We start from the raw sequence: 26,417 nt of genomic DNA, 5'->3' as shown, positions 1-26,417 counted from the left end.
TAGCCGATATCGCCGTCGCTGTCTTGGTTCGCGAAAAATCGATCCCAGGCGGGTATAGCTTCGGCTGAAGCATTGCGGCGCGGAGCCAAAGCCCTACAGCATATCCCCCAGGCTCCAGTGGTTGTTCCAGCGGGCGTCGATTTCGTCGGCGACGTTCTGGAAGCGGATGTCGGTGGAGAGGCGCAGGCGCCCGGCGCGGTCCTCGTTGTTGGTGGCGGCGTGGATCATGTAGGGGGAGTGCAGCACGACGTCGCCGGCCTCGTAATCGGCGGCGAGCCAGCGGGCGTCGAAGCGCTCGGCCATATCGGGAAGATCCTTGGAGATCCAGCCGCCTTCGGCCATGTGATTGTTATAGGCGCTGATCCGGTCTTCCGGCGAGAGAGTGCCGCTGTTCGCCTGGAATTCCGCCTCCATCCTGCGGCCGAGCGCATGCGAGCCTTCGAGATAGACGAGGCCGCCCATTTCGGCCGGGATGTCGCCGATCGGGATCCAGGCGGTGACGAGGCGACTGGTGCCGCCGCGAAGATAGACGAGATCGTAATGGGCGGGCGTGGCCACCGCCGTGCCGGGTTGGACATAACGCATCAGCTTGCGTTTATGGAGATAGGAGATGCCCTGGACAAAGACGTCCATGAAGCGGACGAGTCGCGGTTGGGCGCAGAAGCCTTCATAGGCGGCGGAGCGGACGATCGACATTAGGCGGCGGTTGGCGAGATCCCAGTCGAAGCCTTCGGCGGCCGCGATGCCGAGTGCGAAATCATGGCCGAGCGCCAGCAGGCCGGTTTCGGCGAGGTGGGTGAAGACCCAACGGCGGAAGTCGATCACTTCGGCGCGCGGCAGGAGGCCTTTCAGCCAGACATAACCATCCTCCTCATAGCGGCGGCGAATGGCCTCGATACCGATACCGGGATCGGTCGGCGCGAGCGGGCCGAGCCTTTCAGCGGGGATTGTTTTGCCATGGGCGGCGAGGGGCGTTTGCGTCACTCCCATCCCGGCGGCATTCACGGCAATTGACATTTCATTCATTCCTGCTTTGACTTTTCCTGCCTCCAGCTTGCTTGTTACGTGAGCCAATCGCCATGGAGGAAAGTTGCAGCTGGATTTTTCGCTCATGAGAGAAGCTGACGCCATCTATCGATCTCCCCTCGCTGCGGCAGGCGGGCTTGCCGTGATCGGCAGCGGCAGGCAGCATGCGCGCCATGCGGTGAAGGACAGGAAGCTGCCGAGTTTTGCGGCCGTGCTGGTGGAGCGCGGGCAGGGCTTTCTCGAAACAACCGTCGGCGGGCGCCAGCGCGTGGAAGGGCCGGCGCTCTTCTGGCTGTTTCCGAACCGTCTCCATTCCTATGGGCCCGACGACGCCGGATGGGACGAGCGCTGGGCGCTGTTCGAAGGCTCGTTCACACGGGATTTCCTGCGGATGCGGCTGATTGGCGAGCGCCATCCACTCGTGAGGTTACGCCAGATCGAGGAGGTGGTGCGGCTCTTCGCGCGGCTGCATGCCGATCTCGTCGACGACAGCCATCTCGGGCAGGCCTCGGCGGCATTGGCGCTCCATGGCATTGTCATCGCCACCGCGCGGCAGGCGAGCGCTGCTGCAGGTCGCGAAGGCGAGGACGCGACCGGCGATCTCGTCGAGACGCTGCGGGGCAGGGCGCTGCAGCCGCTCGACCTTGCCTCGTTTGCCGCGGAGCACGGCATATCGCCGGCGACGCTGCGGCGGAAATTCATCGCTGAAACGGGCATGCCGCCCAAGGACTTCCAGCTTCGGGCGCGTATAGACCATGCCAAGCAGCTGCTCGTCACGTCAGACGAGAAGATCGAAACCGTCGCAGCCATGGTCGGCATCGAAGACCCGTTCTATTTTTCTCGCGTCTTTCGTGAGCGCGAGGGCTGCAGCCCCCGTGAATTCCGGATGCGATATAAGCGAGGTTGAGCTGTTGGTTTATCGCTCGCCGTCTTTGTCGCGATATTGAATAAATCAAGCACTGCGGGAAGAATTAAGCGATTTTCTCCAGTAGATGTTGATTTTATCAGCCTGCTCTCGAAATTGTTCAAAGATCGTCTAAAATCTATTGCCTTCTTTTGAAGTATCTATCAATAATGTCGGCAATATCATTCGCGCTGCTATCAAGGCAGCTCTGTCGATCAGCGAGGGATATGCACTGAAATATTTCATTCTCTATGCGCTCGTGTGCTCGGTAGTCGGGATAATTCTTCTCGTCGTCTTCTATCAGATTGCACCGGTTCAGATGGAGAGGCCTGGCGATCAGACGGCCTTCGAACCGGATGATCTGATTGTGCGGTCGACCCGCGAACCGAGGACAGATCAGCCCGCTATGCGTCCTCCCAGCCAATGGGATCTGCGGCTTGGCAATCAGCCGGAGGCGCAGCCCGATCAATCAGGCGTGCGCAAAGGCGGCCGGGTGGGAACGCCGGCGCAGTAGGTGGAGTTGGCACTGCCCTTTGTTTGACAGCGTACCGCGCGCCTCTTCCTTTGAGGCGGCTGCGGGTACTACTTCTGCTCCCTCACCAATTCCTATGTCTTCAGGGCTGAGGGAGTTTGGAGCAGTGTTCGGGCCCAGGCCTCCCACTTGTCGGGCGCGATATCCTCCAACGCCTGCCACTCCAAGGGAGCGGCATCCTCCAACCTCCCTCATGCTGAGGCGCACAGCACACGGAGGGCGGAGCCTCGAAGCACGCGGCCCAACGCCGCTTCTTGCATTCATCACCCGCCGACAGACCCGCCTCGTCCTTCGAGGCGATCCTGCGGATCGCACCTCATAATGAGGCTCTCTTGAGTCTTGGCGGGGCCGCGGTAGGGCCAGGCGGCAATCGAACTCGCGCTTCCGGGTTGCATCCACTGCAGCCGGCTGCGATGACATATCTCCGATAGTCCGGGAGGTGGAGATGGATGCAGACGGCGTGACGATCAAGCTCATAGGCGCAGACGAGGTGGAGGCTTTCCGGCATATCCGTCTGGAAGCGCTTCGTGCCGAGCCGTCCTCCTTTGCAAGCCGCTACGAAGACTGGGAAATTCTGTCTCTGCAGGAGTGGCGCGATCGGCTGAACGAGCCGGTTTTCATCGCCTTTCAGAAGGGCGAACCCGTCGGCATCATGGGCCTGTTTCGGCAGCGATCGAGCAAGATGGCCCACCGGGCCACGGTCGTCATGGTCTATATCAGAGCCAAGCTGCGCGGAACCGGCCTTGCCGTCAAACTGCTGGAGGCGATTTCCGATCACGCGCGCCATATCGGCATCCGTCAATTGGAACTCTTCGTCAGCGCCGAAAATTCGGCGGCGATACGGTTCTACCAGCGGCAAGGTTTTGCCGAGATCGGCCGTATCCCCGGCGGCGTGCTGGAGGATGGCCGGGAGATCGACGATGTCATGATGGCGCGGCGGCTGGTGGGTTAGGCCGTCGCGGCGCGGCGGGCCATCCGGCCTCTTGACCTCAAGCGGGATTGGGGTTGCAGGATGCCGCCTGAATCGGAGGTTGCCGTGATGAAAATCCTGATGGACAAGCATCTTGATGATAGCGGGTTGATGGCGGTCGCGATCGATGCGCTGGAGACCGCCTTCCATGCCAGGGCCGCCAACCGGTTGATCTCGCCGCCGAGGCATCATGTGTCGTTTGCTGACCGAGGCGATCTCGTTTTTACCGTTGGCGGTATCCTGGTCGAGAAACCGCTTGCGGGCTTTCGCGTCTACGACACATTCGATGGGCCCGAGCATGCGCAGATCGTCGCCGTATGGTCGGCCGACGACGCCAAGCTCAAAGGCATCGTTCTCGGATCGCGCCTCGGGAGCCTCAGGACCGGTGCGATCGGAGGTCTCGCGATCCGGCATCTCGGTGCGCCAGACGCCAAGATCGTCGGCATCGTCGGCAGCGGCGCGCAGGCGCGAACCCAGCTCGCCGCGGCTGCCGCCGTTCGCAACCTCGATCGCGCTCGCGTTTACAGCCGTGACGAGAAAAATCGTGTTGCCTTTGCAAGCGAGATGCAACTCACACTGGGACTTGAGGTGGAGCCCGTCGACAGCGTCTCGAAAGCCGTTGAAGACGCCGACATCGTCATCTGCGCAACGACAAGCCAAACGCCCGTCCTCCACGCCGGCGATTTAAAGGCCGGCGCGCACGTCAACACTGTCGGTCCGAAAACGCTTCACGGGTACGAACTCGGCCTGGATGTCGCCGACGCCGCGGCCGTGATCGCGACGGATTCTCTCGAACAGGCGCGCGCATACCCATCGCCCTTTTTCTTGGCGGGCTCCGGCAGCGACGGCCGTCTGGTTGACCTCGCCGAGATCATTGCCGGGAAAGCGGCGGGGCGAGGATCGCCCGAAGAGATAACACTGTTCTGTTCCGTGGGCCTCGCCGGAACCGAAGTTGCAGTCGCGGCGGCGATCCTCGATAGGCTGGATGCGTCGGTGTAGACCTTGATTCAAGGAGGTGGTTCAAGCCTCCTTTCATTCTCTATTCGCGCTTTCAGCCGTCAGGCCCAGCACATCCCGCATGCTGTATTCGCCGGGTGCGCGCCCTGCGATCCAGCGGGCGGCGGCAAGCGCGCCGCGGGCGAACATGCCGCGATCGAGAGCCGAATGCGACAGCGTCACGACTTCGTCGGCGGCGGCGAACAGGACGCTGTGTTCTCCGACGAGCCCGCCGGCGCGCAGGACGGCGAAGCCGATCTCGCCGGTCGGCCGCTCGCCGGTGACGCCGTCACGCCCGCGCCGCTCGACAGATGCCAGGGAAACGCCGCGCCCCTCGGCGGCCGCTTCGCCGAGCATCAGCGCCGTACCGGACGGGGCGTCGATCTTCCTGTTGTGGTGGGCTTCGAGGATTTCGATATCCCAGCCATGCGCGGGAAGAGCGCGCGCCGCCTGGGTGACGAGGCCGACCAGGATGTTGACGCCAATGGAGAAGTTGCCGGAGCGCAGGATCGGAATCGTTCGGGCGGCGGCGGCGATCCTTTGGATCTCTTCCGGCTCGAAACCGGTCGCTCCGATCACCAGGGCCGGCCCGCCTGCAGAGGCGCAGAGGCCGGCGAGTTCGGCAGCGGCATTTCCCGTCGTGAAATCCAGGATCACGTCGGCGGCTGCGATTGCGGCTGCACGGTCGATCAGCCCGTCACCGGCGGAGCCGGGACGGCCGATGCCGCCGATGACCGCAAAAGCCGGATCGGCCGCGAGCAGCGGCAGTATGGTGCGACCCATGCGGCCGTTCGCGCCGGCGACGGCTATTTTGACAGGTGAGGTCACGTGTTTTCCTTGGCTGGCATATTTTAGAGCGGCCGCTTGCATCCGGGGCTCGCGCCGGAACGGCATTCTGCACCTACCGCACTTGCGCTCCCGGCGTAAAGCAGGGGATTTGTTGCGACCGTCCCTGTGAACGCCTGGCCTTACCAGTTGCCGGGATCGGCGGTGTGATCGATGCTGGCGAATTCATCAGCTTTGTTCCGGTCGAGGTTTATCTCCGTGGTCACCTTCGTCTCGTCGGTGACCGAGTAGCGGTCAGGGACGGGTCCCTTCGAAAGTTCCTGGTACAGGAGCAAGGCTGCCTCCTCGGCGGTATCGGCCTCGATTTCGCGGGTGAGGGTAACGGTGAACTTGTGCATGGCTTCGGCCCTTTTAATCGGCGCGCGGACGCGCAGCTTGCACAGTCTGACACGCTTTTTGCGATGCGAAAACCGCAAGCGTGCCGGGTGTGCATGGATCAAACCGAGGAGCCTTTGCCGAAATAACCTACATGGGCTGGAGAAAGGCGATTTCCCTCTTATTTGAGTGGGAATTGCAAACCAAGAGGACCGCGCAATGGCAAAAAACACGATCTGCCTATGGTACAACAAAGACGCTGAGGATGCCGCCCGCTTTTATGCCGCGACCTTTCCCGACAGCGCTGTGGGTGCTGTCACGCGTGCGCCGGGAGATTATCCTGAAGGTAAACAGGGAGACGTTCTGGTTGTTGAATTCACCGTCGCGGGTATCCCTTGCATCGGTCTGAACGGCGGCCCTGCAATCAAACACAGTGAAGCCTTCTCGTTTCAGATCGCCACGCAGGATCAGGAAGAAACCGATCGCTACTGGAACGCCATCGTCGGTAATGGCGGCCAGGAAAGCGAGTGTGGCTGGTGCAAGGACAAATGGGGTTTGTCTTGGCAGATCACTCCGCGCGTCCTCTCAGAGGCGCTCTCGGCGGGTGGTGATCAGGCAAAGCGTGCTTTTGACGCGATGATGACGATGAAAAAGATCGATGTCGCGGCGATCGAGGCGGCTCGGCGCGGTTGAGGCCCCATTGCCCGCCCGCGGCCGACAGGTGTCAGCCTGTCAGAACCAGAGATCCCGTACGCAGCGCCCGTCGGAGGGAAGGTCTTTGAATGTGTCCAGCCCGTCGAAGTGATCGATGGGGAGATCGGCGACGAGTTCCGGAGGTGCAAGCCGCATATTGACCGCCATGCGGCGGCGGCCATCCTTTTGCAGGCGCAGACCGCGCCAGCTCAAGACGCAAGCGCAGGATGGGCAGAACAAAATTTCGAGGGATGACGTCTCCCTGCCGGAGCGGGTGTAGGAGGCGGTCTGGCCGGTGAGCGCAATACGCTCTCCTTCGTAATCATAGGCCCAGAGCGTGCCGTAACGTCGGCAGAGGGTACAGTTGCACGCGGTGATCGATCCAGGATCGCCTTGGAGCGTCCAGCTCGCCTTGCCGCAATGACATGAGCCTGTCAGCATGAGCGTGAGTTCACTTGCTGCTCTCCTTCAAGCACCGCATCGTGCCTTAATCGCGCGGTGACCGCAATTGCCGCTTGCCTATTGGTCCGGTCGGCCGGTGACGATGTCAGGTGCAATCCTTTCGATATCCGGATCATGCTGCCTCCAGGCCGCCGCCGTCCAACGGGCCCGTGCCATGCTTCTTCATTTCAAAGGCCGTGTGACGGGATCGCGGAGCGCGATGAACGCGGAATGCCTCGTGTCCTATTCCACAAGCCCGAAGATCGGGCCATAGCCGCCGTGCCAGGAGCGGTCGTTGCGGCCCATTGCCGGATAGAAGAGTCCGACACCGCGTCCACCATCGAGAAACAACGCGTCGGGACATTTCAGCTGATCGCGGAAAAGTCGTGCGAAATCGTGGAAATTGACGCTGTCTTCGCTGATCGCGAAGCGAACTGCGCCGCTTGTGCAGATGCCGACACCGCTCCGGCGGGTTCGGTCTGTCGAGCCGAAGATGAAGATCGGGTTCAGCTTTCCAGCGACGACGAGCATCGGGCCGGACTGCGTGGCGAACCGCACCTTAGGGGCGCGCTTCAGAAATTCGTCGGTCGGAAGTATGCCGGCGCCTGCTTCATCAAGAAAGAACACGCCGTTCGGCCTCTTATAAAAATTCGGGAGCTGACCGGCAGAGCCTCCGGCCCCTGCCGTATTGAGAGGTTTCAATTCTCCGCCGTTCTCGACATACAGTCCCATCGGCGAAAAGTCGGCCCGGTACATTCCGGCGTTGACGGCAAAGGCCAGCGTTTTCCCCTCGGAGCGAAGGGATTCGGCGAGGCTTGAAAAAGCGCGGTATGGTTCGCCATCGGCATCTTTCCAGAACAGGCGCAGATCAGCTTTTCCTGCTTCCAGCGTGCAAACGACGTATGTCGCCCGTTCGAAAGTTTCAAGTTCGCATGGCTCTGCATGCGCCTGAGGCAGGAATGTCATCATTGCCGCCAGCATCATGGCCGCAGCGAGCACGCCTTGTTTGAGATAGGTCAGTGGTGTCAGAATAGTCATGACGAGATCCAATCCTATCGTGCGGCCGCAGCGCCGGTTTTTCATCGCCATCGGCGGCGCCAAGAATAGGAATTTTTACCGGCACAGCAATGACTGTCAGCCGCGATTGGTATTCCAAGATTTTTCGTGAGACGCCGACGCCTGCCTCCTTCTTCTACAGGAACCAAACGATAGCGTCTGGCTCCGCTTCTTCCGCTGGCAGAAGAGGTGGATCAGGCAGATGAGGGGGAAGGAGCCTCAGCGGCAAACGCCGCCGTCATCAGAACCCAGATACCCCGGCAAAGCTTGGAACATTCAACCTACCAGGCGGTACGGGCGGTGCCGAGTGCCGTTGTATGAGAGGATGAGACGTGGGCGACATGTGCCTTGAGCGATACGACGCAGTTTCCCGGACAGCTAAGTTTGTGCACCGTCAAGTGCTTCAGCAACGCCTCGGCGTCGCGCTTCTCGGTCAGGGGAAATGTCACAGTCATGCGGGTTCCTCCAACGAACATACTGAGCATCTGCGGAAATTAATGGTTAAATTCTCTCGCGCCGCAACAAGAAAATTTGAATGATAAGATTAAAATCGATTAGCTTTTTCGTGGCTTTTTTAAAATCGTTTGAATTAGCTTCCTCGGTTTTTCCCCAGGGATTGGGCAGTGGTTCGGCCGCGAGCGAGATCCGCATAGTGCGCTACCACAAGCGCTCTAAGCGTTGGGAGCAATGCCCTCGATGAAGGCATTGGCAGATGCTGAGAGATGGCGCTGCTGTGTTAAGATCAGCCGCTCACCGTATATTGCGGACCGCCCAACTTTTGAGCCGCAATCCATTGAGCTTGATGAAGCCTTCGGCATCATGATGATCATAGGCGATGGAGCTTTCCTCGAAGCTGACGAGGTCTGAGGAATAGAGTGAGGAGGGCGACGTGCGAGAGATGACCGAGGCGCTTCCCTTATAGAGCCTCATCGCCACTTCACCGCTGACGCAGACCTGGCTTCGGTCGATCAGGGCCTGCAGCATCTCCCGCTCGGGGGCGAACCAGAAGCCGTTGTAGATCATCTCGGCGTAGCGTGGCATGATCTCGTCCTTCAGGTGCGAGGCGGCGCGATCGAGCGTGATCGATTCAATTCCGCGATGCGCGGCAAGCAGGATCGCTCCTCCCGGTGTCTCGTATACGCCCCTCGACTTCATGCCGATAAACCGGTTTTCAACCAGATCGAGCCGCCCGATGCCATGCCGGCCGCCCAATTCATTGAGTTCGGTCAGCAAGGCTGCCGGTGTCATTGCCTTGCCGTTGACGGCAACAGGGTCACCGCTCTCGAAGCCGATGGTGACGATCTCAGGGGCTTCGGGAGCGTCGACAGGATCGATCGTGCGCCGATAGATATGATCGGGCGCGACCTCCGCTGGATTTTCAAGAATTTTGCCTTCCGTCGAAGTGTGCAGCAGGTTGGCGTCGATCGAGAACGGTGCCTCGCCACGCTTGTCGCTCGGGACAGGGATCCGATGCTTCTCGGCATATTCCAGCAGCTGCGTGCGGGAGCGAATGTTCCATTGACGCCACGGAGCAATGATCTTGATTGACGGATCGAGCGCATTGACGGCCAGTTCGAAGCGGACTTGGTCATTGCCTTTGCCTGTCGCGCCGTGGGCAACGACGTCCGCGCCGATCTCCTTGGCTATGGCGACCAGATGCTTGGCAATCAGCGGCCGGGCGATGGAGCTGCCGAGGAGATACTGACCCTCGTAGAGTGTGTTAGCCCGCAGCATCGGAAAGATAAAGTCGCGGACGAATTCCTCACGTAGATCAACGATGCGGACATCCTTGACCCCGAACATTGCCGCCTTCACCCGCGCCGGCTCGAGTTCTTCGCCCTGACCGAGATCGGCGGTGAAGGTCACGACCTCGCATTCGTAAGTCTCCTCCAACCATTTGAGGATGATTGAGGTATCCAGCCCGCCCGAATAAGCGAGCACGATTTTTTCTATTTTTCTTGCCATCAGCCTTCTCCATATCGCTTGGGTGGAACGGTAGGCCAAGTTGTGCGCAATGAGCTTGCGAAACATCGCGGAAACTGTGAAAGATTGGCATATTGTGGCGCGGTGGAGCGTAAGATGGGATATAAAATGCCAGTTCTTCTGGACGCGATCGACCGCCATATTCTCCGTGTCCTTCAGCGCGACGGGCGCATTTCGAATGTCGAGCTGGCACGGGAGGTGGGGCTTTCGCCCTCGCCCTGCCTGCGCCGTGTTCGGTTGCTGGAAGAGGCAGGGATCATCGATCGCTACGTCGCTGTGCTGGATCCGGCAAAGGTCGGGGCGGGGCTGACGGTTTTTGCCCGTGTGTGGTTCAAGACCCAGGATGCCGAGGTCACGCTGCGGTTTGCCGAAGCCGTGAGGCGGTTTCCGGAGGTGATGGAATGCTACCTGACGGCGGGGGAGTGCGATGCCGTGCTTCGGATCGTCACTGCCGATCTGCACAGCTACTGGCGTTTTCAGGCCGACCACCTGACGCGCATTCCGAGCGTCCTCAACGTCAAGACCGATGTGCCGATGGAAACGCTGAAACGGAGCTTCGAGCTGCCGTTGCGATAAGTGTCGCTGTCGCTGGCGGCTGATGTCGAGCACCTGAGTTGCTGAGGTGGTAATGCTCTGGTCCGGCGATGACATGATCGGAGCTGCGTCTGCCGCTTTCCATCCCGATAGAAGAAGGGCCGCGGCCCCACTCTCGATGCTATCCTCGGCCTGCGTGGAGGATCTGCTGCACCGGTTGCAGATGCTCGGCACAAGGCCAGGCACAAGGCCGAGCATGACGACTACAGGGTGGCGATTACGCCTTCAGCGCCGCGGCGTAATCAGCGGCGTAGGTCTTCAGAGAGCGCGGGGCCTTGCCGGTCAGCGTCTCGACGTCGCCGGTCACGACGGCTGTCCAGTTCTGGCGGACGGGATAGAAGATTGAAGCGAGAAATCTCGCATAGCCGGCCGGCACGCCGACCCCCGTCAGCATTTCGATGAAGGCCTCGTCGGAGACGGCGTTATAGGTGACGGGCTTGCCGATCGCTTCGGAGAGGATGGCGGCGGCTTCGGCATAGGAGAGCGCTTCCGGGCCGGTCAGGTTGAAGGCCTTGCCGTCGAAAGACGAGGAGGTGAGCACCGCCACGCCGCTTGCCGCAATGTCTCGGGCGTCGATGAAGCTCGATTTGCCTTCGGCGGCGGGAAGCGCAATCTGGCCGTGGTCGATGCCTGGTTTCCAGAAGGTGTGGAAGTTGTCGGAAAACCAGTTCGGGCGAAGGATGACATAGGGCGTGCCGGATTTTTCCAGCGCAATCTCGACCTGGCGATAGGGAATGGAGTCGTCGGCATCGACGCCGATGACACTTTGGAGCACGACCTTCACCTTCCGGGCTGCGGCCGCTTCGATCACCGGCAGCAGCAGGCCCTTGGAGTCGACATAGCCGGAGGCGAGCAACACATAGGCACGGTCGACGCCCTCAAGGGCCGGGCCGAAAGTTTCAGGCCTGGCATAGTCGAAGGCGACGCCCTCGGCGGCGGCTACCGGCTTGCCGGCGCGAGAGGCGGCCTTGACGGCTTCGCCCTTCGCCAAAAGCCCATCGACCACATGTCGGCCGACGGTGCCCGTCGCGCCGAGAACCAGAATTTTGCTGCTCATATCACTCTCCGTGGTTTCTGTTGGAAACTATCTTTCCATAGGATACATACAGAGAAAACGGGATCGGAAAAGAGAGCACTTTTTTCTCACCTGGTTTCCTGCGGGAAACCCGGGGCGGGAAGGGGAGGATGGAATGACGACGACAGAGCAGAGCTACAATGTTTATGAGGATCGCTGCCCGACGCGGCTGGTGCTGGACTGCCTGGCGGACAAATGGGCGCTGCTGATCCTCGACCTGCTGCAAGGCGGGCCGGCGCGTTTCAATCACATCCGGCGCGATATCAAGAGCATATCGCAGAAGGTTCTGTCGCAGACACTGAGAAGGCTTGAGCGTAACGGCCTGATCTCACGCACGATCTTTCCGACCGTGCCGGTAACCGTCGAATATGCGCTGACGCCGCTCGGGCGCACGCTGACGGATACGGTTTCGGCACTCACTCATTGGGCAGAGCAGAACATGGACGCAATTTTTGCGGCGCAGCGTGCGTATGATGAAAGGGACGCCGGTTGATGATGCCGGCGCTTCGACGTATGCTGTCCCGCGCTTACGCAGTCCTCATCCTGCGCAGGCGTGCTGCGCACCACCGCCATGCGGGCGCAACGGCGTAGCCGACGGCCGGGATGGCCGCAAGCCCGAGAAGGATGCCGACGAGACCTGAGCCGGCAGCTTGAACCAGCCAGGAAACCACGCCGCCGACGGCCGGCATTGCATGCGCGGCGCCTTCTCCGGTATCGTGGAGCAGATGGCTCAGCCAGGCAAAGCCAAAGCTTTCGGCGCCGTGCACAATGATGGCGCCGCCGACCCAGATCATCGCCGCCGTCCCGATCAGACCCAGCACCTTGAGAAGATAGGGCATGCCCTGCACAAGGCCGCGTCCGAGCATGCGCGGGAACGCGCCTGTCGGCGAGCGGGAAGAGCGCTGGGCAAGCCAGAGGCCGAAGTCGTCCGCCTTCACGATCAAGGCGACGACGCCGTAAACGGCGGCGGTGATCATCGTGCCGACCAGGGCGAGAACCAGCGCCTGCATCGCCAGGCCCGACTCCGACAGGGAGCCCAGCGTGATCGCCATGATCTCGGCCGAGAGGATGAAATCGGTTCTGACGGCGCTCGCAACCTTTTCGTCCTCAAAGGTTTTGGGATCGATGCTGATCGTCTCGAGCTCCGCCTCGTGGGCATGGGCGGCATGCGGCACGACCAACTCGTAGACCTTTTCGGCACCTTCGTAACAGAGGTAGAGCCCGCCGAGCATCAGCAGCGGCGTCACAGCCTGCGGCAGGAGAAGGCTGAGGGCGAGTGCTGCCGGCAGGAGGAACAGAAGTTTGTTCTTGAGGGAGCCGACGGCGATCTTCGCGATGATCGGCAGTTCGCGCGCCGCCGACAGGCCGGTCACATAACGCGGCGTGACGGCAGCGTCGTCGATCACGACGCCGGCGGCTTTGGCGCCGGCTCTGCCCGCCTGAGCGACGACATCGTCCAGGGAAGCAGCGGCCGCCTTTGCAAGCGCGGCAACATCATCAAGAAGGGCAATCAGGCCGACACTCACAAGCAAACCTCTCATTCAGGGATATGGACAGCGAAAATAGTCAATCGGCCGGCAGCTGGAAAGAGGCGCTGCCACGGATGGTTGCGGCGCCCGATCCGGGCTGGCGCTCGAATGCGCTCACTCGATCTGAATATGGATGTGGTCGTCGTGGCGGGCAGCCCGGCAGCCCTGGAAGCGGACATGGGCGTCGGTGATGCCGAGTGCGTTCTTCAGATGCGGTTCGATGAAGATCTTCTGCAGGCCAAAGCGCGCGATCCCTTCTGTCGTCAGCCAGGCGACCGCCGCCGCCGTGCGCTGCTCCTCGATCCGGTAGGCCGGGAATAACAGCTGCAGCGCATCGAAATTCCAGCGGGTGGTGAGCCAGTCATGGCGACCCGCGCAGGGCAGTTCGTCACCCGGGCCAGGCTGCTCGAAAGCGAAATAACCGATCGGTGAGCGGGTGGCGCCGTTCAGGAAGGCACCGCCGGCATGCTTATAATAATAAGCGAAATCAAGCTTCTTGCCGTCGGCATGCGAGAGATGCGGCAGCAGCGGGAAACCGTTAACGAAGGGGAAGTTCGCATCCAGCGCGACGGTGAGGGTACCGGGGAATTGCGCGTCCATATGGGCGGCGAGCGCCTCTGCGAGATCGCGAAGCTTGGGCGTGACGTAGTTGCGGTTCAGCGCGCAGTAGATCGGCGAGCGGACCACGAGCCTGTCTTCGGCGCTTGATAGGCAGGAGAGCGGAACGCGGCCGAATGCCGGTGCGGCAAATTGTGTGGCGACGGTGGCGGCGGCGTAGCACAAAAGGAAGAGCGCGAACTTGGCGGGAAATCGCCTGAGGCCGAAGGCGTGCGCAGCGGCGAGGGCGATGAGATAGACGATGCCACCGATCTGGGTGAGTAGCGTCAGGATGAGAACGGCGAGGGCGTGGAGGATGAAGCGGATCACCGGGCGGCCTTGCGGAAGGGAGGTTGCATTGCCTTAGGTGAGCGAGTGGGGATGTGCAAGATGGGTTGTGCGTGAGGGCGGTGGGTTGTTCGATGTCTGCCCTTCGCTTTGTGTAGCAAGGCCAAGGCAGTGAAGGATGTGCCGTGTGGCCCCCTCATCTGCCTGCCGGCATCTTCTCCCCGCTGGGGAGAAGAGAGGCAAGCCGCACGGCGTCGTTCCCACAGTTGAGGTAGCAATGGGAGGGCGAGCGACGGTAGGATCGAGTGCCTGAGCGCACGTGAAGTGCAGACTTCGCTGTGAAGCGCCTGCTCAGGCTCCCGATATCAAACCCGCATCGACAGCTCGATATCGTCGGCGAACGGCGTCGAAAGGTAGCCGGCGGCGGGGGTGCGGACGCGGGCGAGATAGTCCGGGCTGACATCGGCGTTGTCGGCGACGATGAGGGCGCCCGGTCTCAGGTGGTCTTCCACCAGTTCCAGTATATCGCGATAGAGCGCCTTGGCGCCGTCGAGGAACAGCAGGTCGATTGTTTCGGGCAGGTCGACACTCAGCGTTTGCAGGGCGTCGCCCTCCCTGATGTCGACGAGGTCGATCAGGCCGCCGGCCGTGAGGTTTTCGCGCGCCCGCCTGACTTTCGACGGTTCGAACTCACTGGTGATCAGCCGGCCGCCGCCATTGTCGCGCAGTGCTGCAGCAAGGTGGAGGGTCGAGATGCCGAAGGATGTGCCGAACTCGATAATCGTTTGAGCACGGCAGCTGCGCGCCAGCATGTAGAGCAGCGTGCCGGCCTCGCGCGAGACAGGAAGCCAGAGATCCTTCAGTCGCCCGTAAAGGTCGAGATATTCCGTCTTGCTGCTGATCAGGCGCATTCTCTCGTCGCTGGAAAGCTCGGATATGGCGGGGCTCGTCGCCGCGGCGGCTTCTTCGAACAGGCGGAGGAGGAGAGGCGCGAGCGGCGCGGTGGTCAGTGTCGTCATTGGAGGGCTCCTTGGAATGATGAGGTTCTTGCGCTTGGTGAAAAATACGAATAATCCCTCGCATTTTCTAATCGCATTGCGGAGCACTGCTATGAGCGACCGGCCAAGTACACGGATTTCTTCACGAAAGCAGCCGAAGCAGGCCCGCTCGACGGAGCTCGTGGCGGCGATCCTCGATGCTGCTGTTCAAGTTTTGGCACGGGAGGGAGCCCATCGCTTCACCACGGCGAGGGTAGCGGAGAAGGCGGGCGTCAGTATCGGTTCGCTCTACCAATATTTCCCCAACAAGGCGGCAATCCTCTTCCGGCTGCAGAGCGACGAATGGCGGCAGACGAACGACATGCTCGCCGACATTCTTGCCGATGCACAAAGACCGCCTTTCGAACGGCTGCGTAGCCTCGTTCACGCCTTTCTTCGCTCCGAGTGTGAGGAAGCGGCGATGCGAGTGGCGCTTCACGACGCCGCGCCGCTCTATCGCGATGCGCCGGAGGCGCAGGCGGCGAGAGCGTCGGGAGACCGCATCATCGGGCCGTTCATGGAGGAGGTGCTGCCATCGGTCCCGGAGGCAAGCCGGGCGCTTGCCGGTGACCTGATCGTCACGACGCTCGCCACAGTGGGGAAGCAGTTCTCGGAGGCCCCCCGAAGCTTGAGCGAGATCGAAACCTACGCCGAAGCCATGGCCGAGATGTTCGCAGCCTACCTTGAAAAGCTCGAATCCGGCCGGTGAATTCCTAACAAAGGACCTCAACACGGCAAATGAGAGGCTTTTTGCGAGTCGGCCACGGATAATCACAACCCCTGTCACGGCGCAGGGGGCAGCCCTGATGGACCGATTCGGATTCCTATTGGTGATCCAACTGCTTCGAAAGTTCGGCAAAAAGCCAGTCGTGGGCGGTGTTCATCTGAACGAGATCGACGGCAACGGTGACGGCGCGGCGTCCTTCGACGCTGTCGATGTCTAGCTTTTTCTCGCAGCACCATTGCCGAACGGCATCGGTGACGATGGTTATTTGGCTGTCGTCGAGCGAAATAAGCGACAAGAGCATCTTCGTACCTCTATGAAGCGGCAAGAGCATGATGGTCTCTCAAACGGTCGTGCCGGTATCCTATGGGCCGATGATGCGTACTCTACGCTCATTCTGCAGCAATGCCACAGCTACGTGGACACGCTTCATTGACGACAGGTCGAGAACAAGACTGCTGAGCGTCATGGTCCGCTGACACAGTCCGGATGTCGCAGATAGCGAATGCCGAGATAAGCGATGTCGAGCGGGAAAAGCTTCTGAAAACCCCAGCGTCGCCTTTCCGGGCTAATCCGTAAGACTTCTGCTCGGCCAGGCTCCGATTGATCCGCACGGACGAGCGTCTGCTATAATTGCGGCGATCCCCGGTCGCAGGGCCCGGGTGAACTTTGCGAGGCGTCAGAAAGACTGACGTTCAGGAACGGCTCCTTGAGAGCAAGATGACCGAGATCCGGCAGGCCCGGTCCTGGAGCCCACGGGGAATCGCCAAATTCGAAAACCTGATCCGCAGCGGTGACGATCTGTCCCTCTACCGCATCAACCCGCTGGCTTTCGCGCACGACGGCGCCATTTCGGAGGCGGAAAGCATCGATCTCTTTCTCCATGCGACGCGCAGCGGTTTGTTCGAGATGCGCTGGGACGTCGTGTGTCCCCAATCCGGAATGGTGCTCGACAGTTTCGGCGCCTTGAGGACGCTGAAGACTCACTATGTCTGCGGCCTATGCGACGTCTCCGGCGAAACCGATCTCGACGATTTCATCGAGGTCACCTTCACAGTGTCGCCGCAGCTGCGCCGGCTGTCTTTTCATGATCCCGGCTCGCTCTCGATCGAGGATTTTCACTGGAAGGCACGGTTTCTCAGCGATGCGCGACTGCCCGGTCAGCAGGTCCGCTTTCTCGACGTCCTGAAAGGGCTGGTGCGCGGCCTTTCCTTCCTGGCACCAGGTTCGGTCACGACGATCAGGGCTGAACTCGGCCCAGGTGCGCTCGCCGGCATCAATGTCGAGACCCAGGCGAGCTTTGCGCTGCCGGTGGCAGGCGAGCCCGCCACGACGCCGGCACTGCTCAGGATCGGGTATGACGGTCGGCATTTTTGCCCTTCGTCCTCAGCGGTTCGGCCCGGCTCGGTCATCGTCGAAGTCGAGAACTCGGCTGCCGCGCGCGGCTCACTGCTCCTCATCAACTGGCCGCCCGAGATCCTGGCGCAAACCACTAAGCCTGTTCTCGATTTCGATCCTTACATGTCGGGCGGAATGCTGCTTGCGCGCCAGACATTTCGGCGGCTGTTTCGCTCCGAATGCGTTGATGAAAGGGAGGGCCTCGGCATTCGCCAGGTGACGCTTCTGTTCACCGATCTCAAGGGGTCGACCGCGATGTACCAGCGGCTCGGCGATCTCAATGCCTATGCACTGGTGCGTGAACACTTCGCCTTGCTCGGCGCCACTGTACAGGAGCATTCGGGCGCAATCGTCAAGACGATCGGCGACGCGGTGATGGCTGCCTTCTCCCGCCCGAGCGACGCCATCTCGGCTGCTCTGCACATGCTCGAGGAAATCGAACGCTTCAACGGGGAGCATGGCGACCCCAGCATTATTCTGAAGATCGGCGCCCATTGCGGCCCGTCGATCGCCGTGACCTTGAACGACAACCTCGATTATTTCGGGCAGACCGTCAATGTCGCGGCACGGGTGCAATCATTGGCCGAGGCCGGCGAGATCTGTTTATCCGAAGCCCTGTTTTCGGCGCCTGACGTCAGCCGGCTGCTTTCCGGCCACAGGCTGGTCGCCTTCGAGGCTCCGCTTCGGGGCGTGGAGGGGATGGCATGTGTCTACCGGGTGATGCCGGGCTGATCTCAGGTCCTTGATTATGCATGTCTTCATATTCGCGCCGCGGCACGTTCTTGGGCACATGCATTTCACCATTTGCAACGGGCAATGTTGCCCAAATGGAGGAGAATACAATGTTGAAACGCACGGCTGCAGCCATCGTTATCGCCGCCGCATTCGCACTGCCCGTCCTTGCACAGGATGCGATGATGGAGTGCGACGAGGCGTCGATGATGAAAATGCAGTCCGACATGAACGCCATGACCGATCCGGCCATGAAGGAAAAGAAGGAAATGGCGTCCAAGGAGATGATGATGGCCAAGGATTCCATGACGGCCAACAAGATGGACGACTGCAAGATGCACATGGAAAACGCCATGAAAAGCATGGGCAAAATGTGACGCTGTTGACGCTGGGCGAGATGACCTTGGACAGCCGCATCGTCCAGGCGTCGGGACGAATGTGTTTCCGACACCGCTCACGCCGGAGAGATCGCCGACTGAACCGATAGTTCGGTTATTTCGCCAGCACGAGATGCGTGGCTTTTTCGCTGGCGACATGCTCGGTGACGCGGAAGCCCAGCGCGGGAAGATCGATGCCTGCAAACATCGCTTCGCCCTTACCGAGCACGACGGGCGAAACGGCGAAATGCAGCTCGTCGATCAGACCCGCCTGCAGATATTGGCGGACGGTCGCCACTCCGCCGCCGATCTTCACATCCTTATCGCCGGCCGCCGCCTTCGCCTGATCGAGCGCCTCGTGAATGCCGCCTGTGACGAAGTGGAAGGTGGTGCCGCCCTCCATAACGAGCGGTTCGCGTGGATAATGGGTGAGGATATAGGTCGGCGCGTGGTAAGGCGGGTTCGGACCCCACCAGCCTTTCCAGGCATCGTCGGGCCATTCGCCGCGGATGGGGCCGAACATGTTGCGCCCGAGAATGAAGGCGCCGAAATTGGCCATGGCGCGGGACGCATAATCCTCGTCGATGCCTGTGGAACCGTCGTCCTTACCCATCATCGCGCGGAAGGTGCGCGTGTGGAAGAACCACTGAAACATTTCCGGCCCGCGCTTTCCGAGCGGATCATTCAAACTTTGTTCCGGCCCGGCGCCGAAACCATCGACGGAAACGGAAAACCCTGCGACGCGCACCTTGGACATGCTTCCTCCATCTGATTGCCAATTGAAACTAGTTGTTATCTCGCACAAGTGATCCTATAATGCAACTGGTTTCTACAGGAGATGCTTCGTGGATATAGAATTGCGGTCCGGCTGTCCGATCAACCTGACGATGGAGGTGCTGGGCGACCGATGGAGTCTGATTATCATCCGCGACATCATGTTCGGCAACCGCCGGCATTTCCGCGATCTGCTCACTCATTCGGAGGAGGGGATCGCCTCCAATATCCTGGCGGCCCGGCTGAAGCGGCTGCTCTCGCTCGGTTTCATCAGCAAGCGCGACGATCCGAGCCACAGCCAGAAAGCGATCTACAGCCTGACGGAACCGGCAATCCAGCTCGTTCCCCTCTTCGCCATGATCGGCGCCTGGGGCAGGCGTCACCTGCCGGTGAGCGAGGATCTCAGCATTCGCGCCGAGTTGCTGGAAGAGGGCGGTCAGCCGCTCTGGGACGAATTCATGGAGGGTCTCCGGCAGATCCACATCGTCGATCCGGTCGGCGGGGCGAACGGGACGGTGACCTCGCCGGTGCTGGCGCGGCTGACGGCGGCGTTTCTGGAGGTGCGGGGAAGAATGGCGGCGGCCGAGGCGTGATGTAGGAAAGGATAATTGAAAGATCTGCCGTGTGGCCCCCTTGCATGTTCAATTTGCGCTGATTGTTGGATGATCGGTGCGCAGTCCGGCGGATGGCCGTCCGCCGGACTGCGGACGGCCGAGACCGCAGGCCCCTTGGCTTGAACCGGGGATGAGATTGGTCCGGCCGTCCTCGCGTCTGTCCTGAACAGATGATGAGGAGCAAGTCCCGCGTGAAGGGCAAGGTTTCATTCCAAGAAGACGCGATGCCGGTAATTTATGCCGGTGTGGACGTGAGTAAAGAGTGGCTGGATGTCATCTGCATCCGCTGGGCGAAAGCCGGCGGTTCAGCAATGACAAGACCGGCATCGGCCAGCTGAAACGGCTGCTGGCCAGGCATCGGCCCGAACGCATCGTGATGGAGGCAACCGGCAAGTTCCATCGCCCCGCCCATCGCTCGCTGTGGCTCGACGGCTTTGCCGTCGCCGCGATCGACCCGCTGCGCGCACGGATGTTCGCCCGCGCCTGCGGCTATCTCGCCAAGACCGATCGGCTCGATGCCCGTTTCCTGGCGCTCCTGGCTGAGAGCCTGCGCCCGCCGGCCGGCGCGCCGCCAAGTCCTCACATCGAGGCCTTGCAGGAGCTGGTCAATGCACGATCGGCAGCCATAGGCGACATCACCGCTCTGCAGAACCGCAGCAAGACCGCCACCACCGCGGTTCTGCGCGGCGAACTCAACCGCTTTATTCGACAGCTGGAGCAGCATGTCGACCGTCTCGACAAAGAGATCGAGCGATGTGTCGGCGAGGATCCGCAACTCTGCCGCAAGCCGAGATCCTCACCTCAATTCCCGGCATCGGCCGCGTCACCGCCTTGGCCTTGATGGCCGGCATGGACGAGCTGGGCAGTTGTTCGGGCAAGCAGGCCGCCATGCTGGCAGGCCTTGCTCCAATCGCCAACGACAGCGGTGCGCGAACCGAACGGCGTGCCGCGCCTGCCGGTCGGGCTCGGCGGGCTGGCTGTGGAGGCCGAGGCGGTCGACAAGTCGGGCGCGCAGCGCGCGGCGTGAGCTGGGCCGATCGGACGGACGGAGGGGCGACAGCCTTGCTCCGTCGGTCTTTAGCGCTCGGATGTTTTTTCAGGCGGCGGCCCGGGATGTAGCCAGAAATAGAGTTTGGTCCGCTCCGGCCTGTCGGAGGGGTGCGGACCGCGCATGAAGAATTGCCCGCCGTTGCGCTCGATCACGCGCCTCGAAGCGTCGTTGTCCTCGTCGCAGAGAACAACGAGGCGGGTGAGGCCCTGCTTTGCCGCCACATCGAGCAGGAGGCCGAGCGCGGCGGTGGCGCGGCCGCTGCGCTGCTTCCACGGCACGACCGAATATCCGACATGGCCCGAGACTTCGGGCGGCAGCTCCTCTGTGCCCTGATGAAAACGGAGGTTGATGCTGCCGCAGAATTCGCCGTCCCAGATCCAGAAGAGAAGAACCGTCAGCGGCGACCCGGACACGGTGCGCTGTCTGTCGCCCGGACTAAGATCGTCGAGAAATTTCGATTTGTCCTGGCGCAGCCGCTCGAGTTCTCCGCGGATATATGCCTGGTCGCCGGCACGTCGCGGGTCGGGAGACCAACCGGCCGCAAGCGCTGCTTCGAAGCTCGATAGGTTTTCCAAATCCGGCGCAAGCAGGGCCACGCAGCCGGAGGGTGTCTCGGTGTCTCCTGATGTCATATGTCACCTTGCAAATGCAGCCACTCGGAAGGTTCGATCCTGGCCAGACAGGCACGACTGAGAGCCGCTGGGAAGGGCTTGCGCGACAGCACAAAGCCCCGCGCGGTGACGCGGGGCTTACTGCAGCGCCACAGGCTGGATTACCGGCACTGGCGGCGCGGGCCGTAGTACGGCTGATAGGTATTGTCCCAGGCGCGGTACGACCGATAGCGGGCGTAGCAATACTCGGCGTGCGAGCTGTATCCGCGCGAGGTGTAGGCGGCGCGAGGCTGCGAGGCGATGATGCCGCCGATGATGGCACCGGCCGCCAAGCCGCCGATGATGGCGCCGGTATTGTCGTGGTGACGCCGCCATCTGCGATCGTAGCGGCGGTCCCAGCCATAGCGGTCGTCCCGATAGTAGTCGCGATCGCGGTAGTAGTGGCGATCGCGGTAGTAGTGGCGCCTCGGGTACCACCTCCGACCATTACCGAACTGGCCTGGGCAGTTCGTGAAGTTGTTGCAGCCGACCGCGATGATCCGAGCATCGCTGCCGTCAGGCGTCGGCTGCACCGCCTGTTGTACCGGACTGGGCACGAAGGCTGGGCCCGCCGTAGCCGGCGTCCCGGAGAATGCCGTCGCTATCGATAGGGCAATGATGGCGAATCTGTTCATGTCACTCACCTTGAGTCACGGAGATATGGAGGGATAACGCGGACCGAGAAAATAAGTTTCTCTTGGGGTCAGGACGCGGCTATGTGCGCATTCGCTAACGCAATGGACTGCGTGGTCGTATCATTAGGACCGTATTGGCGGTTCTCCTGCGCTACACCTCTCTTAACGCGCGCAAGGGACGCTATCGCTATTTGAACCGACACATCGGGTTTTCCGAGCGTCGATGCAGGCGTGGGCGAGAAGTGAGTTTTGCTAAGGGAACTCAGCCTCCGGCTCTTAGTCATGACGACCGGAATCTGGAGGAAGTTCAAATTGCAAGTAGATCCTAAACGGGTTCTTATGGAGCTGCTGCTTCAATGGCTGACATGTAACGCGCCACCCTTCATGTCAGAAAGACGACCATGCAGCTCTCCAGAATCATCGGCCTTCTCTGTCTATCCACCAGTCTTGCGCTTGCGCCCCTCAACATCGTCTTTACCGATACATCGCCCGCCTTCGCAAAAGGTGGTGGCGGTGGCGGCAACGGCGGTGGCGGTGGTGGTCACGGGGGTGGCGGCGGTGATCACGGCGGTGGCGGGGGCGGCAACGGCGGTGGCAGTGGCGGCGGCAACGGCGGCGGCAGCCATAGCAGCGGCGGCGGAAAGGGAAGCTCCAGCTCAGGTGGAAAGACGGAGAACGGCCATGGCTCGAATAAGTCCAGCGGCAAGACAGGCAAGGCGAATACGACCAAGCAGAGCGTGACCACGAAGGGCGCCGCCAAGAAGACGACCTCCGTCAAGGCGCCCGCGGAAAAGTCGGCCAAGAAACCCGCAGCACAGCTTGCCGGTCTCAATTCCTTGAAACGCAATTTCCATGCCCTCATGAAGACGGCGGATCCGCGTATGGCTGCAATTGCAGCGTACGCTACCGCTTATGCTCAATATGAGCTGGCCAACGGGGTTGCCCCGCCGGCGGACGATCCTGTTCTCGGCGACGCCGCTCTGACGGCAGCACTGGCTTCGGCGACCAAGACGGGCACGCTCACCCCCGAAGCTTTGGCCTGGGCCAAGGACACGCTCGGCATCGGCACGGCTGTCGGCACGATCGACCAGATGAGAGACGCGTTGGCGGCTGCGGCGCCGATCGCGGAAGAACCGGTGGCGGAGACCCCGACGACGGAGACTCCGGCAACCGAGACTCCGACTGGCGAAACCGCCGAGGGCGAGACGACAGATCCTAGCGCGACCGCGGAAACGCCGGAAGCCGAGACGGGCAGCACGGAAGAAGTATCGGGAACGACCGAGTCGGCGCCGGCTGTCGATTCAACAGAGACCTCGGCCACAGCAACGAGTACCGAGGCGACCGGCCTCTAAATCACCGAAAATGGCTAGCGTATCGGCTCGAAATCGGAATAGATTTTCGAGCCGATACATAATTAGATTCAGAGCATTAGCGCACCCTTTGTGCGTCTGAGCGAGGATCACGGGCAGAGGTGTCGCGGGGAAACCGACGCGCCGTCAGACTCGCTTCCCGCCGGCAAGCAGTCGAAGCTGGTCTTCATCATGCACCCCCTGCCGATAAAGCTCGATGATCAGGGCTCCGAGACGATCGGCTTCCCCGCCTGCTCTATCAATATTAAGCCCGCTACACAGGGCTTCATGTACACGCCTGCAAATATCGAGATCTGCGGAGGCGAGTGGTTCGTCACGCGTGCTGAAAAGCTTGTCTGACATCGCAATCAGCCCTTTTGGGATGCCGTGAATCGCTATTGTGCAAAAAGATAATTTCGCAGCCTTTGCTTCGCAAGATGGGCGAACGTCCGAAATCAGAACAATATGGGAGCCGCGGCAAGACGCGGCGCCGGGGTGGAGCTGAAATCAATCGGCGCTTCGGCCGGACTGAATAGGCGGGCAGAAGATCTCTATTTGGCCGCGGGATCCTTACCGCCCTGCTGCGACAGGCGCAGCTCTTTCAGGCGTTTGGTCTTTTCCCGGCGAGCCCGCTGCTCCGCCTCGATGGTTTCCTTTGCGGCTCGCTCGGTATTTTCGAAACGATCCTGCCGGTAAGCCTTTGATGAGGGTTCACGTTCTCTTGTCATGGCCGCTAAACGCAAATCGACGAAAACGGTTTCATGATAAAACCGTTTTGCCAAAAAGCGGCGCGGCCGCCGGGCGCCTCGTTAGCGCCTGGCGGCACGTCGGATCAGCCTTTGATAAAGGCGAGGATGTCGGGATTTATGATATCGGCATGGGTCGTGCACATGCCGTGCGGGAATTTCTCGTAGACCTTCAGCGTCGCATTCTGCAGAAGCTTCGACGAAAGCAGCGCGGAGTCGGCGATCGGCACGATCTGGTCGTCGTCGCCATGCATGACGAGGGTCGGCACGGTGATGATCTTCAGGTCTTCGGTGAAGTCGGTTTCCGAGAAGGCCTTGATACCGTCGTAATGCGCCTTGGCGCCGCCGATCATGCCCTGGCGCCACCAATTGTTGATGATCGGTTCCGACACTTTCGCACCGGGCCGGTTGAAGCTGTAGAAGGGGCCGGCCGGCAGGTCATGATAGAATTGGGCGCGGTTTGCGGCGAGCTGCCTGCGCAGGTCGTCGAAGACTTCGATCGGCAGGCCGCCAGGATTGGCATCGGTTTTCACCATAATCGGCGGTACGGCGCCTATTATGACGAGCTTGGCGACCCGGCCCTGCGGCTGGCCGTGGCGGGCGACATAGTGGGTCGCTTCGCCGCCGCCGGTGGAATGGCCGACATGGACGGTATTCCTCAGATCGAGATGCTCGACGACGGCTGCTGCATCGGCAGCGTAATGGTCCATGTCGTGGCCGTCGGCCACCTGGGTGGAGCGGCCGTGGCCACGCCGATCATGGGCGACGACGCGGTAACCCTTGTCGAGGAAGAACAGCATCTGGGCGTCCCAGTCGTCGGAGCACAGCGGCCAGCCGTGATGGAACATGATCGGCTGGGCAGTCTTCGGCCCCCAATCCTTATAGAAAATTTCGACGCCGTCCTTCGTTGTGACTGTGCTCATCTCATGGCTCCTGGTGGGTTGGATTGACTAAACAGGCTGCTGCAGGCGGGATTGGCAGGCCACGAGCGCCGTGACGCCAATAGGAGAGTCGCGCCTGGGGATGGAATCGACAATATGATGATGTGCTTATTGAATGCCTCGTTCTACTCTATTGATATGACAGAAGTTTGCATAGTCAGTTGCCAGGACGCGCAGTGCCCTGTTAACCGGTGACGGCGACGCAATAGGGCGGTCCTTGCCCGACTGCTTCGCGCTGCGACATTCCTTGATTACGGTCGCTCGGCAGCGCCGTGAAGGCGGCCGAGCTAACGGGCAATGTCCACAATGAGCCACTTTATTCCCGTTCGTGCAATCTATACGTTCGGGTAGGTGTATTTTGCCCTCGATTATATTGTTCGGATGCAGCGCGCTGGCGCTCACTTGAACGGGGATCGACGCCCAACCATCTAATTCCTCACAACAACGTCATGGCGACGATCGCATCCGCGATTGCTTTGCCGGCGGCGGGACGGCCGTCTGCCGCCTGAGGATCAGATCATGGGTTACATGGATAAGGATATAGCGCCCCAAAAAGACGGGGCGCTGATCGATGCCTATTCGCAGTCGATCGCAGCAGCAGTCGACACGGTCGGGCCGGCTGTCAGCCGGATCGAGCGGGTAGGAGGCCGGCAGGGGCACGGGTCGGGATTCGCTGTCTCGCCTGACGGCCTAATCATTACCAACAGCCATGTCGTCGACGACGCCAAAGTGGTTCGCATCACGACGCCTGATGGGTTCGTCACCGAAGGCCGGGTGCTCGGTCGGGATATCGACACCGACATCGCTCTTATTCGCGCTAATGCCAGCACCGGCGCCTGGGCGAGGCTCGGCGATTCCCAGCGTCTGCGCAGAGGCCATATCGCGATCGCGATCGGAAATCCGCTGGGCTTCGAATGGACCGTCACTGCCGGTATCGTCTCGGCGCTGGGCCGGTCGATGCGGGCGGCAAGCGGCCGGCTGATAGAGGATGTCATCCAGACCGATGCCGCGCTCAATCCCGGCAATTCCGGCGGGCCGCTGGTGTCTTCCGGCGGCGAGGTTATCGGCGTCAACACCGCCGTCATCCAGGGCGCACAGAGCATCGCCTTTGCCGTCGCATCGAACACGGCCAATTTCGTGGTGTCGGAGATTCTTCGCCATGGCCAGGTCAGGCGCGCCTTCATCGGCATAGCAGGCGACACGATCGTGCTACCGCGACGGGTCGCACTTGCGGCGGGTACGGTTCAAACGACATCCGTCCGCGTCCGCAGGGTCGAACCGGAGGGGCCGGCGGCAAAGGGCGGGCTGCAGGAGGGCGATTACATCCTCGCCATCGACGGCAGCCCGGTCGGCGGCGTCGATGATATCGTCAGACTGATGGATGGCAGCAGAATCGACAAAGAGACGGAGATTCTGGTGTTTTCGGTGAGCGGCCGGATCGAGAAGAAGATATTGCTGCCGATGCCGCGGTCATAAATCGATTGCATGCGGCGTTACCATTTTTGGCCATACGCCCCGATGATCGAAGGGATCGGCATTGCCGC

General features: G+C 61.2%; 30 protein-coding genes and 2 pseudogenes. 15 read left to right on the top strand and 17 right to left on the bottom strand.

The features are described from left to right. Positions 1–93: 93 nt before the first annotated feature. Positions 94–1,017, bottom strand: a complete 924-nt coding sequence (locus tag B5E41_RS19120) for a phytanoyl-CoA dioxygenase family protein (RefSeq protein WP_088395687.1) — start codon at positions 1,015–1,017, stop codon at positions 94–96. A gap of 94 nt (positions 1,018–1,111) precedes the next feature. Here B5E41_RS19120 and B5E41_RS19115 point away from each other — a divergent pair, with 94 nt between their 5' ends. The 3 genes from B5E41_RS19115 (at position 1,112) to B5E41_RS19100 (ending at position 4,431) form a co-directional block, all read left to right on the top strand. Continuing rightward, a complete protein-coding gene (locus tag B5E41_RS19115) occupies positions 1,112–1,933 on the top strand; it encodes a helix-turn-helix transcriptional regulator (RefSeq protein ID WP_088395686.1) in 822 nt (273 codons plus the stop codon). A 974-nt stretch (positions 1,934–2,907) separates the two neighbouring features. Then, entirely contained in the window at positions 2,908–3,414 is a 507-nt protein-coding gene (locus tag B5E41_RS19105; protein WP_088395650.1) for a GNAT family N-acetyltransferase, read from the top strand. An 84-nt stretch (positions 3,415–3,498) separates the two neighbouring features. Then, positions 3,499–4,431 (top strand): ornithine cyclodeaminase family protein, encoded by a 933-nt coding sequence (locus B5E41_RS19100; RefSeq protein WP_088395685.1) that lies wholly within the window; start codon positions 3,499–3,501, stop codon positions 4,429–4,431. A gap of 33 nt (positions 4,432–4,464) precedes the next feature. On the opposite strand, the gene dapB is transcribed toward B5E41_RS19100, so the two are convergent. Both dapB and B5E41_RS19090 read right to left on the bottom strand, forming a co-directional pair. Beyond that, the gene (dapB, locus tag B5E41_RS19095; RefSeq protein ID WP_088395649.1) at positions 4,465–5,256 is read right to left on the bottom strand and encodes a 4-hydroxy-tetrahydrodipicolinate reductase; all 792 of its coding nucleotides are present in this window, start codon (positions 5,254–5,256) and stop codon (positions 4,465–4,467) included. Positions 5,257–5,396: 140 nt separating this feature from the next. Further along, the gene (locus B5E41_RS19090) at positions 5,397–5,612 is read right to left on the bottom strand and encodes a hypothetical protein (protein ID WP_011425842.1); all 216 of its coding nucleotides are present in this window, start codon (positions 5,610–5,612) and stop codon (positions 5,397–5,399) included. Positions 5,613–5,808: 196 nt separating this feature from the next. Between B5E41_RS19090 and B5E41_RS19085 the strand changes: the two genes are divergently transcribed. After that, on the top strand, positions 5,809–6,282 hold the full coding sequence (locus B5E41_RS19085; protein WP_088395648.1) for a VOC family protein: 474 nt from the start codon (positions 5,809–5,811) through the stop codon (positions 6,280–6,282). A gap of 39 nt (positions 6,283–6,321) precedes the next feature. Here the strand turns inward: B5E41_RS19085 and B5E41_RS19080 are convergent, their stop codons facing one another. The 3 genes from B5E41_RS19080 to B5E41_RS19070 form a co-directional block, all read right to left on the bottom strand. Then, positions 6,322–6,723: a GFA family protein gene (locus B5E41_RS19080; RefSeq protein WP_064803373.1), complete on the bottom strand. Its 402-nt coding sequence runs from the start codon at positions 6,721–6,723 to the stop codon at positions 6,322–6,324. A gap of 243 nt (positions 6,724–6,966) precedes the next feature. Next, the gene (locus B5E41_RS19075; RefSeq protein WP_088395684.1) at positions 6,967–7,743 is read right to left on the bottom strand and encodes a phosphodiester glycosidase family protein; all 777 of its coding nucleotides are present in this window, start codon (positions 7,741–7,743) and stop codon (positions 6,967–6,969) included. A 786-nt stretch (positions 7,744–8,529) separates the two neighbouring features. Further along, positions 8,530–9,744 (bottom strand): argininosuccinate synthase, encoded by a 1,215-nt coding sequence (locus tag B5E41_RS19070; RefSeq protein ID WP_088395647.1) that lies wholly within the window; start codon positions 9,742–9,744, stop codon positions 8,530–8,532. A 126-nt stretch (positions 9,745–9,870) separates the two neighbouring features. Here B5E41_RS19070 and B5E41_RS19065 point away from each other — a divergent pair, with 126 nt between their 5' ends. Continuing rightward, positions 9,871–10,338 (top strand): Lrp/AsnC family transcriptional regulator, encoded by a 468-nt coding sequence (locus tag B5E41_RS19065; RefSeq protein ID WP_020921621.1) that lies wholly within the window; start codon positions 9,871–9,873, stop codon positions 10,336–10,338. A gap of 235 nt (positions 10,339–10,573) precedes the next feature. On the opposite strand, the gene B5E41_RS19060 is transcribed toward B5E41_RS19065, so the two are convergent. After that, a complete protein-coding gene (locus tag B5E41_RS19060) occupies positions 10,574–11,413 on the bottom strand; it encodes an SDR family oxidoreductase (RefSeq protein ID WP_088395646.1) in 840 nt (279 codons plus the stop codon). A 133-nt stretch (positions 11,414–11,546) separates the two neighbouring features. On the opposite strand from B5E41_RS19060, the gene B5E41_RS19055 reads away from it, so the two are divergent. Then, entirely contained in the window at positions 11,547–11,924 is a 378-nt protein-coding gene (locus B5E41_RS19055; protein WP_088395645.1) for a winged helix-turn-helix transcriptional regulator, read from the top strand. A gap of 34 nt (positions 11,925–11,958) precedes the next feature. Here B5E41_RS19055 and B5E41_RS19050 read toward each other — a convergent pair whose 3' ends face one another. The 3 genes from B5E41_RS19050 to B5E41_RS19040 form a co-directional block, all read right to left on the bottom strand. Next, positions 11,959–12,957, bottom strand: coding sequence for a DUF808 domain-containing protein (locus tag B5E41_RS19050; protein WP_088395644.1), 999 nt, complete (start codon positions 12,955–12,957; stop codon positions 11,959–11,961). Between the two features lie 117 nt (positions 12,958–13,074). Continuing rightward, positions 13,075–13,887: a hypothetical protein gene (locus B5E41_RS19045; RefSeq protein WP_088395643.1), complete on the bottom strand. Its 813-nt coding sequence runs from the start codon at positions 13,885–13,887 to the stop codon at positions 13,075–13,077. 323 nt (positions 13,888–14,210) lie between these two features. After that, entirely contained in the window at positions 14,211–14,864 is a 654-nt protein-coding gene (locus tag B5E41_RS19040) for an O-methyltransferase (RefSeq protein ID WP_088395642.1), read from the bottom strand. A gap of 91 nt (positions 14,865–14,955) precedes the next feature. On the opposite strand from B5E41_RS19040, the gene B5E41_RS19035 reads away from it, so the two are divergent. Next, a complete protein-coding gene (locus tag B5E41_RS19035) occupies positions 14,956–15,591 on the top strand; it encodes a TetR/AcrR family transcriptional regulator (RefSeq protein WP_088395641.1) in 636 nt (211 codons plus the stop codon). Between the two features lie 115 nt (positions 15,592–15,706). Here B5E41_RS19035 and B5E41_RS19030 read toward each other — a convergent pair whose 3' ends face one another. After that, on the bottom strand, positions 15,707–15,910 hold the full coding sequence (locus B5E41_RS19030) for a hypothetical protein (RefSeq protein ID WP_088395683.1): 204 nt from the start codon (positions 15,908–15,910) through the stop codon (positions 15,707–15,709). A 416-nt stretch (positions 15,911–16,326) separates the two neighbouring features. On the opposite strand from B5E41_RS19030, the gene B5E41_RS19025 reads away from it, so the two are divergent. Together B5E41_RS19025 and B5E41_RS19020 are read left to right on the top strand one after the other, a co-directional pair. Continuing rightward, positions 16,327–17,736 carry an adenylate/guanylate cyclase domain-containing protein gene (locus tag B5E41_RS19025; RefSeq protein WP_088395640.1) on the top strand — a complete coding sequence of 470 codons (1,410 nt, stop codon included), beginning with the start codon at positions 16,327–16,329 and terminating at the stop codon, positions 17,734–17,736. 20 nt (positions 17,737–17,756) lie between these two features. Beyond that, positions 17,757–18,113: a hypothetical protein gene (locus B5E41_RS19020; protein ID WP_245303113.1), complete on the top strand. Its 357-nt coding sequence runs from the start codon at positions 17,757–17,759 to the stop codon at positions 18,111–18,113. A gap of 115 nt (positions 18,114–18,228) precedes the next feature. On the opposite strand, the gene B5E41_RS19015 is transcribed toward B5E41_RS19020, so the two are convergent. Then, positions 18,229–18,870: a dihydrofolate reductase family protein gene (locus B5E41_RS19015; protein ID WP_088395639.1), complete on the bottom strand. Its 642-nt coding sequence runs from the start codon at positions 18,868–18,870 to the stop codon at positions 18,229–18,231. Between the two features lie 88 nt (positions 18,871–18,958). On the opposite strand from B5E41_RS19015, the gene B5E41_RS19010 reads away from it, so the two are divergent. The 4 genes and pseudogenes from B5E41_RS19010 to B5E41_RS31045 all read left to right on the top strand — a co-directional run. Next, positions 18,959–19,480 (top strand): winged helix-turn-helix transcriptional regulator, encoded by a 522-nt coding sequence (locus B5E41_RS19010; protein ID WP_088395638.1) that lies wholly within the window; start codon positions 18,959–18,961, stop codon positions 19,478–19,480. A 283-nt stretch (positions 19,481–19,763) separates the two neighbouring features. Then, a complete protein-coding gene (locus B5E41_RS19005) occupies positions 19,764–20,342 on the top strand; it encodes an IS110 family transposase (RefSeq protein ID WP_245303112.1) in 579 nt (192 codons plus the stop codon). After that, positions 20,342–20,407 (top strand): annotated as a pseudogene (locus tag B5E41_RS32310) (hypothetical protein); the annotation flags it as partial. The gene B5E41_RS19005 and the pseudogene B5E41_RS32310, both read left to right, overlap by 1 nt. Positions 20,408–20,435: 28 nt before the next feature. After that, a pseudogene (locus B5E41_RS31045) lies at positions 20,436–20,525 on the top strand (DUF3313 domain-containing protein); the annotation flags it as partial. Positions 20,526–20,578: 53 nt separating this feature from the next. On the opposite strand, the gene B5E41_RS19000 reads toward B5E41_RS31045, so the two are convergent. Together B5E41_RS19000 and B5E41_RS18995 are read right to left on the bottom strand one after the other, a co-directional pair. Beyond that, positions 20,579–21,184, bottom strand: a complete 606-nt coding sequence (locus tag B5E41_RS19000; protein ID WP_088395637.1) for a GNAT family N-acetyltransferase — start codon at positions 21,182–21,184, stop codon at positions 20,579–20,581. Positions 21,185–21,324: 140 nt separating this feature from the next. Next, positions 21,325–21,837, bottom strand: a complete 513-nt coding sequence (locus tag B5E41_RS18995; RefSeq protein WP_088395636.1) for a BA14K family protein — start codon at positions 21,835–21,837, stop codon at positions 21,325–21,327. 401 nt (positions 21,838–22,238) lie between these two features. Here B5E41_RS18995 and B5E41_RS31790 point away from each other — a divergent pair, with 401 nt between their 5' ends. Next, positions 22,239–23,189: a hypothetical protein gene (locus tag B5E41_RS31790; RefSeq protein WP_176439436.1), complete on the top strand. Its 951-nt coding sequence runs from the start codon at positions 22,239–22,241 to the stop codon at positions 23,187–23,189. A 144-nt stretch (positions 23,190–23,333) separates the two neighbouring features. Here the strand turns inward: B5E41_RS31790 and B5E41_RS32305 are convergent, their stop codons facing one another. The 3 genes from B5E41_RS32305 to B5E41_RS18975 form a co-directional block, all read right to left on the bottom strand. Next, positions 23,334–23,549: a hypothetical protein gene (locus B5E41_RS32305; protein WP_020921603.1), complete on the bottom strand. Its 216-nt coding sequence runs from the start codon at positions 23,547–23,549 to the stop codon at positions 23,334–23,336. A gap of 188 nt (positions 23,550–23,737) precedes the next feature. After that, on the bottom strand, positions 23,738–23,968 hold the full coding sequence (locus B5E41_RS31360; protein ID WP_020921602.1) for a hypothetical protein: 231 nt from the start codon (positions 23,966–23,968) through the stop codon (positions 23,738–23,740). Between the two features lie 50 nt (positions 23,969–24,018). Continuing rightward, a complete protein-coding gene (locus B5E41_RS18975) occupies positions 24,019–24,855 on the bottom strand; it encodes an alpha/beta fold hydrolase (protein WP_088395634.1) in 837 nt (278 codons plus the stop codon). 537 nt (positions 24,856–25,392) lie between these two features. On the opposite strand from B5E41_RS18975, the gene B5E41_RS18970 reads away from it, so the two are divergent. After that, a complete protein-coding gene (locus B5E41_RS18970) occupies positions 25,393–26,349 on the top strand; it encodes a S1C family serine protease (protein ID WP_088395633.1) in 957 nt (318 codons plus the stop codon). Positions 26,350–26,417: the final 68 nt, after the last annotated feature.

The sequence above is a fragment of the Rhizobium esperanzae genome (genome assembly GCF_002204185.1).
GTDB classification, from domain to species: Bacteria; Pseudomonadota; Alphaproteobacteria; order Rhizobiales; family Rhizobiaceae; genus Rhizobium; species Rhizobium esperanzae.
The sequence above is the reverse complement of the archived record's forward strand: the minus strand, read 5'-3'. Positions and strand labels throughout refer to the sequence as shown.

Bases quoted from the DNA above. Each gene is read 5' to 3' on its own strand.
- B5E41_RS19120 (WP_088395687.1), bottom strand. From the start codon at position 1,017: ATGTCAATTGCCGTGAATGCCGCCGGGATGGGAGTGACGCAAACGCCC.
- B5E41_RS19115 (WP_088395686.1), top strand. From the start codon at position 1,112: ATGAGAGAAGCTGACGCCATCTATCGATCTCCCCTCGCTGCGGCAGGC.
- B5E41_RS19105 (WP_088395650.1), top strand. From the start codon at position 2,908: ATGGATGCAGACGGCGTGACGATCAAGCTCATAGGCGCAGACGAGGTG.
- B5E41_RS19090 (WP_011425842.1), bottom strand. From the start codon at position 5,612: ATGCACAAGTTCACCGTTACCCTCACCCGCGAAATCGAGGCCGATACC.
- B5E41_RS19085 (WP_088395648.1), top strand. From the start codon at position 5,809: ATGGCAAAAAACACGATCTGCCTATGGTACAACAAAGACGCTGAGGAT.
- B5E41_RS19080 (WP_064803373.1), bottom strand. From the start codon at position 6,723: ATGCTGACAGGCTCATGTCATTGCGGCAAGGCGAGCTGGACGCTCCAA.
- B5E41_RS19070 (WP_088395647.1), bottom strand. From the start codon at position 9,744: ATGGCAAGAAAAATAGAAAAAATCGTGCTCGCTTATTCGGGCGGGCTG.
- B5E41_RS19065 (WP_020921621.1), top strand. From the start codon at position 9,871: ATGCCAGTTCTTCTGGACGCGATCGACCGCCATATTCTCCGTGTCCTT.
- B5E41_RS19060 (WP_088395646.1), bottom strand. From the start codon at position 11,413: ATGAGCAGCAAAATTCTGGTTCTCGGCGCGACGGGCACCGTCGGCCGA.
- B5E41_RS19055 (WP_088395645.1), top strand. From the start codon at position 11,547: ATGACGACGACAGAGCAGAGCTACAATGTTTATGAGGATCGCTGCCCG.
- B5E41_RS19040 (WP_088395642.1), bottom strand. From the start codon at position 14,864: ATGACGACACTGACCACCGCGCCGCTCGCGCCTCTCCTCCTCCGCCTG.
- B5E41_RS19035 (WP_088395641.1), top strand. From the start codon at position 14,956: ATGAGCGACCGGCCAAGTACACGGATTTCTTCACGAAAGCAGCCGAAG.
- B5E41_RS19030 (WP_088395683.1), bottom strand. From the start codon at position 15,910: ATGCTCTTGTCGCTTATTTCGCTCGACGACAGCCAAATAACCATCGTC.
- B5E41_RS19025 (WP_088395640.1), top strand. From the start codon at position 16,327: ATGACCGAGATCCGGCAGGCCCGGTCCTGGAGCCCACGGGGAATCGCC.
- B5E41_RS19020 (WP_245303113.1), top strand. From the start codon at position 17,757: ATGTCTTCATATTCGCGCCGCGGCACGTTCTTGGGCACATGCATTTCA.
- B5E41_RS19015 (WP_088395639.1), bottom strand. From the start codon at position 18,870: ATGTCCAAGGTGCGCGTCGCAGGGTTTTCCGTTTCCGTCGATGGTTTC.
- B5E41_RS19000 (WP_088395637.1), bottom strand. From the start codon at position 21,184: ATGACATCAGGAGACACCGAGACACCCTCCGGCTGCGTGGCCCTGCTT.
- B5E41_RS18995 (WP_088395636.1), bottom strand. From the start codon at position 21,837: ATGAACAGATTCGCCATCATTGCCCTATCGATAGCGACGGCATTCTCC.
- B5E41_RS31790 (WP_176439436.1), top strand. From the start codon at position 22,239: ATGCAGCTCTCCAGAATCATCGGCCTTCTCTGTCTATCCACCAGTCTT.
- B5E41_RS32305 (WP_020921603.1), bottom strand. From the start codon at position 23,549: ATGTCAGACAAGCTTTTCAGCACGCGTGACGAACCACTCGCCTCCGCA.
- B5E41_RS18975 (WP_088395634.1), bottom strand. From the start codon at position 24,855: ATGAGCACAGTCACAACGAAGGACGGCGTCGAAATTTTCTATAAGGAT.
- B5E41_RS18970 (WP_088395633.1), top strand. From the start codon at position 25,393: ATGGGTTACATGGATAAGGATATAGCGCCCCAAAAAGACGGGGCGCTG.